This is a genomic window from Tenacibaculum larymnensis (assembly GCF_028829235.1).
GTDB classification, from domain to species: Bacteria; Bacteroidota; Bacteroidia; order Flavobacteriales; family Flavobacteriaceae; genus Polaribacter; species Polaribacter larymnensis.
The window spans coordinates 340,289-352,782 of record NZ_JAIWJY010000004.1 but is presented as its reverse complement, the minus strand read 5'-3'; the positions used below and the strand labels follow the sequence as shown (position 1 = coordinate 352,782).

Genomic DNA, 12,494 nt, shown 5'->3' with positions numbered 1-12,494 from the left:
CTTTTATTGCTAAGCTTACTTGTTTTGAAAAAAAGGAAATCTATAGCAATTTTTGTTCTTTTTATTAGCGCTAGCCAATATAAACAAAATAAAAAACCGTACAAAAAATGTACGGTTATAATATTGTTTTTCAGGTTTAATAAGTAAACTTACTTTATAAAATTACGTTGTCGCTTAGCTTCAAAAGTTAAAATAGCTGCAGCAACCGATACATTCATAGAATCAATTTCTCCTTGCATAGGGATGTTGATGTTTTGAATAGCTTCGTCTCGCCAAATTTGTGTTAAGCCTGTAGCTTCGGTACCTACTACCAAAGCCGTAGCTTTTGTGTAGTCGTTTTTATGGTATTCGTTTGAGTTTTGTAGCGTAGCACTATAAATATGGATGTTTTTCTTTTGTAAAAAAGCAATAATTTCTTCAGAAGAACCTACACCGATTTGATTGGTAAACACACAACCTACACTAGAGCGAATGATGTTGGGATTGAATATATCCGATTTAGGATTGGCGATAAAAACAGCATCTACATTCGCAGCATCGGCAGTACGTAACATGGCACCAATATTTCCTGGTTTTTCAATACCTTCCATAATCAACACGAGTGGAGTAGTGGTGTTGAATTCAATAGCGTCTAAATCAAAACTTTTAGATTTAACCACAGCAATAATGCCTTCGGTAGTATCGCGATAGGCAAGTTTTTGATATACTTCTTTCGTAATTTCGATGCAATTAGCCGTTTGGTTTTTTATTTCAGTTAGATTTTCTTCTGTGAAAAGTTCAGGTACAAAAAGTACAGTGTCAATTTCATATCCACCTTTGAGTACTAACGAAATTTCGCGTTGTCCTTCAACTAAAAAAAGTCCTTTTTTCTTACGTTCACGCGATTTTTCTTGAAGCTTTAAAAGCTCTTTTATATAGGCGTTTTGTGTACTGCTAATCTGTTTCATTCTTGCAAAAATACGAATATAGACTTAATCAATTACCTAGAGAGAAATACATGAGTGTAGAAATGAAATGATTTAAAGTCAAGTTGCAGGAAATTAACTGTTTGGCTATCGTTTTAGAATAAAAAAAGCTCGGGTAACCGAGCTTTTTTGAGAAAAAATTGTTGTCATTTCAAACATAAGTGAAATGGAAGGAGAAACTTGAATGAGATTCCTCCCTATTGCTCGAAATGACTAGATGAATTGTTATCTAGATTCCTTAGTCCAACTTCCTCGGAATGACGTTTTATTGATTCTTATACTTATCAGAATAACGTTTCCATAATTTGGTTTGGTGCGACTCTAAACTAATCTTTCTTCCTTGAATAAAAGCTTCGTTTAAAATATTTGTTCGCATGTCTAAAGCATCTCCTTCAGAAATAAATAGGGTAGCATCCTTACCAACTTCTAAAGTACCTACTTTATCATCAATTCCTAATATTTTGGCATTGTTACCTGTAATTAACTGAACTGCTTTTTCTTTATCTAATCCGTAAGCAGCGTAAGTACCTGCATAAAAAGGAAGGTTACGTGTACTCATACGTTCCATTTCTCCTTCCATACCTAAACCTACTAAGATACCTGCATCAGCTAATATTTTAGCAGCACGATAAGGTCTGTCATAATCAGTATCTTCACCATTAGGTAAACGGTGCGCACGTTCTAAAATAACAGGAATGTTGTTAGTGTTTAATAAATCGGCTACTTTTTCAGCTTCTTGTCCGCGTACGATTACGATGTTTTTAATACCTAATTCTTTACAAGTATTTACCGCGTCGGTAATTCCTTTTTTACCAGATACGTGTACAAACATTTTTTGAGAACCGTTTAAAACACCTTGTAAAGACTCATAAGGTAAGTTTTTAGTAGACTTATTGCTGGCTAAATAGCTTTTTGCGTTGGCAAAAAAGTCTTTAAATTCCTCAATGTTTTTTTGATAGTCTTTATTTGGTTTTAAACCAGGATCTTCTCCCATCCACCAACGACCACGGCTAAAAGCATTAGGCCAATTCATGTGAATTCCGTCATCAGTTTTGATAGAAGCGTCTTCCCAATTCCAAGCATCTAGTTGAACGATAGAAGAGGTGCCAGAGATAACTCCACCACGAGGCGCTACTTGTGCCATTAACACTCCGTTAGGACGCATCGTTTCTACTACTTTGCTTTCGGTATTGTAAGCTATAATACTACGTATGTGAGGCAACATGGTACCAACTTCGTCAACATCTCTTGTAGCACGAACGGCATCTATTTCAGCTAATCCTAAAGAGGTGTTTGCAGCAATAAATCCTGGATATACATGTTTTCCTTTTGCATTAATAACGGTACCCATGCGGGCAATTTTCATTTTAGCACTTCCTACAAACTTAATTTTTCCGTTAGAGAACATAATTAAAGAGTTTTCAATCACTTCTCCATTACCTAAATGTGCTGTAGCTCCTTCAATAGAATAATCTTGAGTCTGCTTAGGTGCTGGTGTTTGTTGAGCTAGCATGTTTCCTAAGAATAAGAAACATACCAAACTATATATTAATTTAATTTTCATGTTTTGTATTTTTAAGTTCTTATTCTGTATCACAGTGAAATAATTTTTGAGTTTTTTTCTTAGGAGCTTGTGTTTTACCACCTTTTAACTTCTCTTGTAACATCATATTGATCAATTTAGCACGTTCTGCTTTGATAGCTTTACGTTTTTCTAAATCTTTTTCAATATCGAAGTATACTGCTCCATCAATAATTGTTTTCTCTGCTTTTGAGTACACAGATAAAGGATTTCCGCTCCATAGAACTACATCGGCATCTTTACCAACTTTAATACTTCCTGTACGATCGTTTAAGTGTAATAATTTTGCTGGATTTATAGTTACCGTAGCCCAAGCTTCTTGTTCGCTCATTCCACCGTACTTTATCAATTTAGCAGCTTCTTGGTTTAATCTACGAGACATTTCAGCATCATCAGAATTAATAGCAACGGTAACTCCTTGGTTGTGCATAATTGCCGCGTTGTAAGGAATAGCGTCGTTAACTTCATACTTGTATGCCCACCAGTCAGAGAAAGTAGAACCACCAGCTCCGTGTTCTTTCATTTTATCAGCAAGTTTATATCCTTCTAAAATATGAGTGAATGTGTTGATGTTAAAGTTGAATTGTTCAGCTACCTTCATCAACATATTAATTTCTGATTGAACGTAAGAGTGACAAGAAATGAAACGCTCTTTGTTAATGATTTCAGCTAAGGTTTCTAGCTCAATATCTTTACGATATGGTTGTCCGCTTTTCTTTTTAGCATCGTATTCTTTAGCTCTTTGGAAGTAATCGATATATACTTGTTCAACTCCCATACGAGTTTGTGGGAAACGAATGGTGTTAGAATCTCCCCAGTTAGATTGTTTTACGTTTTCACCTAAAGCAAACTTGATAAATTTAGGGGTATTGTTGTATAATAATCCGTCAGCATTTTCTCCCCATTTTAGTTTAATAATAGCAGAGCGTCCTCCAATAGGATTGGCTGAACCATGTAAAATTTGAATAGAAGTAACACCACCAGCGATGTTTCTATAAATATTAATATCGTTAGGATTAATCACATCTTCAATAGTTACTTCAGCAGAAGAATTATGACCTGATTCGTTAATTGCTGACGCAGCAATATGTGAGTGTTCATCAATAATACCAGCGGTAAGGTACTTACCTGTTCCGTCAATTACTTTTGCAGCTCTACTAGATAAATTAGCTCCTATTTTTGAAATTTTTCCGTCTTTGATTAACACGTCAGTATTGTTCAATACTTCGTTGTTTTCAGAAGTCCAAACAGTAGCATTTTTAATTAAAATAGTTTCATTTTGAGGTTTAGCAGCGTTACCATAACCTACATTAGGGAAAGAAACAGCAAAAACTTCAGGTGTTTTGTCGTCTTTTTTCTTGTCTTTCTTTTTCTCGTCTACTTTTGAAGTATAAGTAGCTGACCATTTACTTTCGTTTCCGTTATTATCAATAGCGGTACCTTTAATTTGTTTATTGTCTAATTGACCAGTTAAGCGTGTAAAATTATCACCTTCTCTTAAAGTAATGTTTATCCAATCATTAGCAAATGAAAAGTTTGAATTGATTTTCTCTTCACCTTTTTTAATTTCTGCAGTTTGTTTAGCGCCTGAACCTGTAATTGCCATGGTATACGTCGAACCATTAACATTTAAGGCATAATTACCCGTAATATCTTTGATATCCATAGGGTTGATAACATTCTTAGCTCCTTGAACCCAGTTTTCAAATAGGGTAGTTTTTGAATCAAAAATATCTCCAGAAGTAATTAAAAAGTTAGCATAGCTTCCAGCTTTTAAGTTTCCTATTTTAGTATTATTTAAAATGTTAGCAGGAACCGTTGTCAATGCTTCTAAAGCAGTAGTTTTATCTAATCCGTGAGCTATAGCTTTTTGTAAGTTAGTGCTAAAATCTTTTACATTTTTTAAATCGTGTGTAGTTAAAGCAAAAGGAATTTTATTTTGAGCAAAAACAGCAGGATTTGAAGGCTCTTGATTCCAAGCGCGCATATCACTCAACGCAATTTTATCCGTTAAAAATGGGTTAGATACATCGTAAGCTTTTCTAAAATTAATAGGAAGGATATAAGTAGCATTGGTTGCTTTTATATCATTAATTCTTTCGTACTCATTTCCTCCACCTAAGATAGTGTATTGAATACCGAATTCATCTCCAATTTTATCAGCTCGTAAATTATCTAAATAACCACCTGCATTAAAAATTTGTGGTAAGTTTTTGTTGTTATTTAAAGCTTCTAAAGCTAAGTCAGTATTTTTAGCATTTCCATTAGCATACCAATCAGCATCTAAATAGGTTTGGCGCAGTAAAGCCATAGCTCCCATACGTGAAGTTGGGTAACTTTGACGTGATTTTACACTTTTAGAAAACGACAAGTAGTTTCCTGATTTTTTATCTAGAATTCGATACGCGTCAGTATTGTTAGGATTTAAGGCAACTAGAATTCCGTTTCCTTGCATAATTCCATCTTCTAAGTGCGTATTAACAGCACCAAAACCAGCAGCTAATAATTCTTTAGCTTTTTTAGCGTCAAATTTGAATTCTGAAGCAGGGTCTATATCAGGGCGAATATGATCGTTCCAATAATATCCTTTTCTGCCAGCATCGTATTGAGGCCCTTGTCCGCGACCACCTTCCCTTTTTGGTTTTTCAATACCAAAAGTAGCATAAACATCTACAAAAGAAGGATAAATAGATTTGCCATCAAGATCGATAGTTTGTGCTTCGTTAGGAATAGTAACAGATTTTCCTACAGAAACCACTTTTCCGTCTTTTACAAGTAATGTTCCTTTTTTTATTACTTGATTAGGAGTAACATAAATGGTAGCATTGGTAAATGTATACACATTGTTTTTGGATGACTTTACTCCTGTGTTGGTAGGAAAGTACTCTTGTGCAAAAGAACTACTAATACACAAGGATAAGAGTAAGAATAGTATTTTTTTCATTGATTATTGAGTTGATTAGTTCATAAAAGTATGTAGTAAAAAAGAAATAAAATTCCTTTTAACAAAACATTAAGAATTAGTTAAGGATTAATTTTCCAATTTTTTCGTGACCTGATAACCAAGCAGTATTGCTGTCTACAAATTGAATCGAATAGTATCCTTCTTTACTAACATCCGTCCAAGTGTGTCCACCATCATTAGAAAATGAAACGCCAGTTTTTCCAACCGCAAAAACTTCTTTTCCGTTAGTATTAGGCACATATTGCACACAGCTTTTATAATTAGGATTTTGATTGTTAGCTACAAGTGTCCATGTTTTTCCTCCATCAGAAGTAACAGCTTTGTTAGCAAGATTTTCTTCAGGTTTTGAATAGTTTCCTCCAATGGCGATTCCGTGGTTTTCATCGTAAAAATCGATAGAGTAAATTCCTTGTGGTCCGTCACCTTGTACAATTGGAGTATCAAAAACCTCCCAAGTGTTTCCAAAGTCGGTAGATTTTAAAATACGTGCTTTTGTTCCACCAGATCCAATCCAAACCGTGTTGTTTACTATCGAAATGTTGGTGTTACTAGCGGCAAAAAACGCTTCACCTTCTTCAAAAGTTGGTAATTGTGTGCATGGTAGTTTAGTCCAAGTATTTCCTCCATCCGAAGTAAGAATAATAGAAGGACAATCTTCAGTAGGGTCACCAACTGCAATTCCGTGTTTTCCATCAGCAAAGAATTTCATACTGTCGTAAAATACTTTTTCATTTTTTTCAATATAAACCAATTGAAACTCTTCTTGACTTTTTTTGTATAGCAGAGCTGGATTAGCTACCGATAGAACAAAAACATTGTTATTATTTTGAGCAATACTTCTAAAATGTGGGATGATAGAATCATTGTATTTCAGTTTTTGAGTACTCCAAGTTTTACCTCCATCTTCAGTAGTTGTAATATCTCCTATAGAACCAGCATAGGTTAATTTATTAGTATCAATAGCTAGTATAGCTCTAATACTAGTGCTGTCTTGTTTCGTTTCTGTTATAGTAACAGAATTAATAGTTCTTGGAGTGTATTGTTTTTCAGTTTTACAAGAAATTAACACGTAAAAGAGAAAGAAAAGTACAGATAGTTGTTTCATGTGTTTGGTTGCTTTTTTTTGATATTTTTACAGAACTAAAAATAGATAAATCAAACTTAATTCAATGAAAAAAGCCTTGGTAATTTCTGGAGGAGGAAGTAAAGGAGCGTTTGCAGGCGGAGTTGCACAATACTTAATGAAGCATAAAAATAAAGATTACGATATGCTTTTAGGTACTTCTACAGGTAGTTTAATGGTATCGCATTTGGCTTTAGGTATGGTTGATGAATTGAAAGAGGTATATACTTCGGTAGATCAAAAAGCTATTTTTAGTAACAGTCCGTTCAGAGTAAAATCAGTACATGGTGAAAAGGTGGTGTCAATAAGACATAGAAACACGTTTTGGAACTTTTTAAATGGAAGTAAAACCTTTGGTGAGAGTAAAAATTTACGTAAGCTCATAAAAAACAGTATAACCAAAGAAATGTATGATGAGATTAGAAGGTTAAATAAAGAAGTAGTGGTAACAGTTTCTAATTTAACAGCGAATCAAATTGAATATAAGTCGATTTTAGAGTGCGAATATGAAGATTTTTGTGATTGGATTTGGGGTTCGTGTAATTATGTGCCGTTTATGAGTTTGTTAGAAAAAGATCACTGTCAGTATGCAGATGGAGGTTTTGGAAGTTTAATACCTATACGAGAAGCAATTTCTAGAGGAGCTACAGAGGTAGATGCAGTAATTTTAGCTACCGAAGTGACACAAATGAATAGATTGCCAGCAAAGAACCCATTTTCTTTGATGATGGACACGTTTGATTTCATGTTAGAGAATGTAGAGCGACATAATATTACCATAGGGAAATTATCAGCAAAACAGCACGATGTAAAGTTAAATTTATACTATACACCAACAGTTTTAACTACAAATTCTCTAGTATTTGATAAAGAGAAAATGAAACAATGGTGGAAGTCAGGATATAATTATGCTAAAAAGCTAAATGATGATAGAATGACAGAGTTTAGACCAGAAATGGTAGATAATCAGGAAATTGAAGAAGGAATAGAAAACAATTAAGTATGAAGTTTGGAAAGGTTGAACACCCTGAGTTAATAGATTTTACATTACCTGAAACTCACCCTAAAACAATAGAGTTGTTAAGTTCTTATGAAAAGAATGATAAACCAAGTGTTTTTGTAGGGTGTGCTAAGTGGAACAAAGCCGATTTAAAAGGGTTTTATCCGAGAGGTACAAAAGATGAATTAGAATATTATTCGAAGCAATTCAATTCTATCGAATTAAACGCTACTTTTTATCGTCAATTTTCTGCGGAACAATTTGCTAAATGGAAAGAAAAGACTCCAAAAGGGTTTAAATTTTTTCCAAAGTTAGGGCAGGAGATAAGTCATTGGAAACGACTAGAAGGTGTTCAAGATGCGGTAAATGTTTATTTAGATAATGCCTCGCATTTACAAGAGAAGTTAGGCACCATCTTTTTACAGTTACATGCTAATTTTGGAAATAAAAACTTTGACAGATTACAAAACTTTGTAGTGAGCTGGCCTAAAGGTATACCATTAGCTATTGAAGTTCGTCACCCAGATTGGTTTGAAGATACAACGGTATTTGATGAGTTTACACAGTTGTTTGAAGAACATAACATAGCCAATGTGTTAGTAGATACAGCAGGTAGAAGAGATATGATGCATATGCGCTTAACGAATAACGAAGCTTTTGTTCGTTATGTTGGAGCAAATCACCCGTCTGATTATGCACGTTTGGATGATTGGGTAGAGAGATTAAAGGAGTGGAATGATTTAGGATTACAGAATATTAACTTTTTTATCCATCAAAATTTGGAGGTAGAATCTCCTTTGTTGGCAGCCTATTTTATAAAAAAGTTGAATAAAGAATTAGGAATTAATTTAAAGATTCCTAATGAAGAGAATAACCAACAAATGAGTTTGTTGTAATAAATAAAATCCAGCTTACTCAGCTGGATTTTATTTTATATCGTTTAGTTCTCTATTTCAACTCCACATACATATTGTTATAATCAGGGCGCATCATGTTTGAATTCCATGATGGAGAGAATTGAACTCCTTTTTTCATGGTAGGTACTCCTTTTGCACCCGTAGTAATGTATTGAATAGTTCTTTCTAATAAAGGTTCTGTAGAATCCCCCAAGATACCTAAATTCCCAGGATCTTCATCTATAAGAATATCAGGAGTAAATCCTTCAGGAGAATTTTCTCCATCTACATTTTGAATTTCAGAAACAATAGGCTGTAGAGCCCAAGTATGACTTTTTAAATTATTTCCATATCGAGTATAATCGTCAGAATCGTACAAAGTTATCGAACCAACATGTTTTCCATAAGTTTGAGCTCCTACTAGTTTAACATCAATATATGGTTTTAGAGAATTGATTACGACTTCAGAAGCTGAGGCAGAATTACTAGAAACAATAAAATATACCGTTGTTAAATTCAAACTGTTAATGGTTTCTTCTAACACAATAGTTCCTTGCGGATCTGTATTTTTAATTTGATTCGTAAAATTGTTGATGAATGATTCAGCAGGGCGAGAGTTCATTACTTTTTGATTCCATAGTTGTTTTGCAAACAACTCATCAGTAAATTGTCCAGTAATCATACTACCTAAATAGGTAGCTGTTTGTAGAGAACCACCACCATTGTAGCGTAAATCGATGATTAAATCGGTAATTCCGGCAGCTTTAAAGTTGGCAAATTCGGTATTTAAATCTCCATCGAAATCTTTAGAGAATTGATTGTAGAGTAAATAACCAATTGTATGACCTCCATTTGTAATTACATTGCTTACCTTAACAGGGTTTTCAGTTACTTGTGATTTGTTAACCGTGATAGTTGTTCCATTACTAATAGGATTTCCTCCGTTATAATCCGCCAAATGAATGGTAAATGTTTCATTGGCAAATAAATCATTTACATTAGCCCTAGTTAAAGTTGTTCCGTTAACTTCAGTAATAATCATACCTCTAGTTACTCCTTGCATTTCAGCATCAGAGCCATTAACAACATCGTATACGTAGACATAATAACCACCAGAACCGTCAGAAAAATCAGCACCTATAGCCTTAATACCACTTGTTAATCGTGTACCTGCAAAAGACTGCTCAAGGGCAATATAATCATCTACAATCCAAGAATAAGTTTTATTAGGGTCTTGTGGATATTCATTATCCATGTATAATAAGCTATAAAAAAGATCTACTGGGTCATCATAGCCCGATAAATAACTATATATTTCGTTATCGTTACTAAAACGTCTGTCATCTAAATCAGGAACTAAATCTTGCCATAAGTAGTATGCATTTAAGCCTCTCCAAACAAAATGTTGAACTTCTATGTTTTTTGGGGCATCATCTTTTTCACTACAAGAAACAATAAGTATAGAAAATAAGAGAATAAGGGCTGTTTTTACTATTTTCATCTATTTTAGATTTTTGTAATTGTTTGTTTTATTAATGATTTAATCAAGTTATGTGAGTGTGGTATACCTAAATGCCCATTATGGACTTTTATAAGGAATGTGCTAACTGTAATACCAACGCAATTTAACGAATAATATTATTTTTTTTATTATTGATGTAACAAACTTGAAACTGCCTCGTCGTAGTTATGTAAGCCTGATAAATAAGAAGTGTTTATTTTAAAGGATTACACAATTAATCAACTAAACAATGAACCAAACAGACTTTTTAAAAGTTGTATTACCATTTAAAGACAAAGTCTTTCGTTTAGCGAAAAGGTTGTTGGTTTCTACAGAAGAAGCTGAAGACGCTACGCAAGAATTGTATTTTAAATTGTGGAGGAATCGGGAAAAACTGTCCGACTACAAAAATGTAGAGGCATTTGCGATGACGATGACAAAAAATTATTGTTATGATCGATTAAAATCGAAGCAAGCAAGTAATTTAACATTAGTGCATAGCAATTATAAAGAAAAAGAAACATCGCTAGAAAAGAAAGTAGAACATAACGATAGTGTAAACCAAGTACATCAGCTCATTGAAAAATTACCAGAACAGCAAAAAATAATCATTCAGTTACGTGATATCGAACAGTATGATTTTGATGAAATATGCAAAATGGTAGATATGAAACCTACCGCTGTAAGGGTAGCCTTATCAAGAGCAAGAAAAACAATAAGAGAAGAACTCATTAAAAAACATAACTATGGAGTTAGCTAACATAGAGAAGTTATTAGAAAAATATCTAGACGCAGAAACAACGTTGCAAGAAGAAAAGATGCTACAAGAGTATTTTACCTCAAACAATGTGGCACCTCATTTGCAAGAGTACAGTATGATGTTTGGTTATTTTAAACAAAGTAAAGATGAAACCTTTACCCAAACCATTCAGTTAAAACCTGAGAAAACTAAGAAGAACTGGAAATGGTTGTCGGTAGCAGCGTCAGTAGTCTTACTATTTAGTGTATTTATAGGTAACGAAGAATACCAAAAGTATCAACAACGTAAACAGTTTGCGCAAATTAAAGAAGTGTTACAACTAGTTTCAGTCAATTTAAACAAAGGAAACGAAGCTATATATGCCGTTTCAAACAACCTAAAAAAGGGAAGTGATGCAATTGAACATTTAGAAACCTATGAAGAAACAGTAAATAAAGTAATAAACACTGTAAATTAATAAAGAAAGTAAAACCAAGTACTTATAAACAAAAGAAATCATGAAAAAAGTAATAGTATTATTAGCATTAGCATTTGTATCTAACTTAAGTTTCGGACAATCAATTTTTGATAAGTTAGAAGATATTGATGAAGTTTCATCAGTTGTTGTAAACAAAGATGCTTTTGAAATTTTATCAAAATTTAAAGTAGAGTCTGAAGACAATGAAGCAATGGAAGTTTTTAAGATGATTCAAGACTTACAAGAATTAAAAGTTTTTTCTACTGAAAATGCTGCCGTAGCAGCTCAAATGGAAAATATGGTAAAATCAGCTGTAGGAAAAAGTAACTTAATAGAGTTAATGCGAGTAAAAGACAAAGATTCTCGTGTAAAGATTTATGTTAAGGCAACTAAAAACAAAGATTTTGTAAGTGAAGTGTTAATGTTTGTAAAAGACAAAGATTCTAAAAACGGATCACCAGAGTCAGTAATTGTTTCGTTAACAGGAAATATAGATATTAACAAAATGTCTAAACTAGCAGAAACGTTTTCTAAAGACGGAAAGAAAGATAAATAAAACAAACAGAGCAGCGTTAATTCGTTAATGCTGCTTTCAATCAAAAACTAACAACAATGAAAAAACTAGTTATATATTCAATGTTACTAATAGCATTTGTAACAGTTTCTTGTAAAACAGAATCGTTACAAAGTTATTTGGTAGAAAGTCAAGACAAAGAAGGTTTCATGTCGTTTGACTTACCAGCAAGTGCACTTCAATTAAGCATGGATAAAGCTTCTGAAGAAGATAAAAAAGCCTACGAAAGCATAAAAAAAATAAATGTTACAGGTGTTCCGTATAAAAACTTAGACGAGGCAAGTTATAAAGCTGAAAAAGAGAGATTAAAATCTATTTTAAAGAAATCAAACTACAAAGAGTTGATGAAATTTAAAAAAGACGGAGCCAATGCTGCAATTTATTATTTAGGTGAAGCAGATGCTATCGACGAAATTATAGCTTTTGGTTATGGAAAAGGAATGGGAGTAGGTGTAGCACGTGTTTTAGGAGAAAATATGGATGTTAACAAAATTATGGGAATGATGCAGAAAGCTAATTTCGATGCAGGAAATGTAGACCTAAAACAATTTAAAATGATTTTAGGAGATAATGATATAGTCTCAGATAAAGCAGAGTAACCGCCATTATTAAAAATATTAAAAAGCCATCAGATTATCTGATGGCTTTTTTCTTTTTAACGGGGCATTAAC

11 protein-coding genes are annotated in these 12,494 nt (G+C 33.2%); 6 read left to right on the top strand and 5 right to left on the bottom strand.

Annotation, left to right across the window (positions count from 1 at the left end; translation table 11 throughout):
* Nucleotides 1–149: 149 nt before the first annotated feature.
* The 4 genes from LCI24_RS08570 to LCI24_RS08555 all read right to left on the bottom strand — a co-directional run bounded on the left by LCI24_RS08570 (nt 150) and on the right by LCI24_RS08555 (nt 6,617).
* Complete coding sequence (locus LCI24_RS08570; RefSeq protein WP_274640005.1) at nt 150–947, bottom strand: TrmH family RNA methyltransferase; 798 nt, start codon at nt 945–947, stop codon at nt 150–152.
* 283 nt (nt 948–1,230) lie between these two features.
* Nucleotides 1,231–2,529, bottom strand: a complete 1,299-nt coding sequence (locus LCI24_RS08565) for an amidohydrolase family protein (RefSeq protein WP_274640004.1) — start codon at nt 2,527–2,529, stop codon at nt 1,231–1,233.
* Between the two features lie 19 nt (nt 2,530–2,548).
* Nucleotides 2,549–5,491, bottom strand: coding sequence for an amidohydrolase family protein (locus LCI24_RS08560; RefSeq protein ID WP_274640003.1), 2,943 nt, complete (start codon nt 5,489–5,491; stop codon nt 2,549–2,551).
* Nucleotides 5,492–5,567: 76 nt separating this feature from the next.
* Nucleotides 5,568–6,617: a WD40/YVTN/BNR-like repeat-containing protein gene (locus LCI24_RS08555; RefSeq protein ID WP_274640002.1), complete on the bottom strand. Its 1,050-nt coding sequence runs from the start codon at nt 6,615–6,617 to the stop codon at nt 5,568–5,570.
* 64 nt (nt 6,618–6,681) lie between these two features.
* Between LCI24_RS08555 and LCI24_RS08550 the strand changes: the two genes are divergently transcribed.
* Both LCI24_RS08550 and LCI24_RS08545 read left to right on the top strand, forming a co-directional pair.
* Nucleotides 6,682–7,635 (top strand): patatin-like phospholipase family protein, encoded by a 954-nt coding sequence (locus tag LCI24_RS08550; RefSeq protein WP_274640001.1) that lies wholly within the window; start codon nt 6,682–6,684, stop codon nt 7,633–7,635.
* Nucleotides 7,636–7,637: 2 nt separating this feature from the next.
* Entirely contained in the window at nt 7,638–8,531 is an 894-nt protein-coding gene (locus LCI24_RS08545) for a DUF72 domain-containing protein (protein WP_274640000.1), read from the top strand.
* A 52-nt stretch (nt 8,532–8,583) separates the two neighbouring features.
* Here the strand turns inward: LCI24_RS08545 and LCI24_RS08540 are convergent, their stop codons facing one another.
* Entirely contained in the window at nt 8,584–10,032 is a 1,449-nt protein-coding gene (locus LCI24_RS08540) for a S41 family peptidase (protein ID WP_274639999.1), read from the bottom strand.
* A 250-nt stretch (nt 10,033–10,282) separates the two neighbouring features.
* Here LCI24_RS08540 and LCI24_RS08535 point away from each other — a divergent pair, with 250 nt between their 5' ends.
* From LCI24_RS08535 to LCI24_RS08520, 4 genes are read left to right on the top strand one after another with little or no spacing between them, the layout of a single operon-like run.
* Nucleotides 10,283–10,792, top strand: coding sequence for an RNA polymerase sigma factor (locus LCI24_RS08535; RefSeq protein WP_028891866.1), 510 nt, complete (start codon nt 10,283–10,285; stop codon nt 10,790–10,792).
* Nucleotides 10,779–11,249: a hypothetical protein gene (locus LCI24_RS08530; RefSeq protein WP_274639998.1), complete on the top strand. Its 471-nt coding sequence runs from the start codon at nt 10,779–10,781 to the stop codon at nt 11,247–11,249. The genes LCI24_RS08535 and LCI24_RS08530 overlap by 14 nt, the downstream gene beginning before the upstream one ends.
* Nucleotides 11,250–11,289: 40 nt before the next feature.
* Complete coding sequence (locus LCI24_RS08525; RefSeq protein ID WP_274639997.1) at nt 11,290–11,805, top strand: DUF4252 domain-containing protein; 516 nt, start codon at nt 11,290–11,292, stop codon at nt 11,803–11,805.
* 56 nt (nt 11,806–11,861) lie between these two features.
* Entirely contained in the window at nt 11,862–12,422 is a 561-nt protein-coding gene (locus tag LCI24_RS08520; protein ID WP_274639996.1) for a DUF4252 domain-containing protein, read from the top strand.
* The last annotated feature ends 72 nt before the right edge of the window (nt 12,423–12,494 follow it).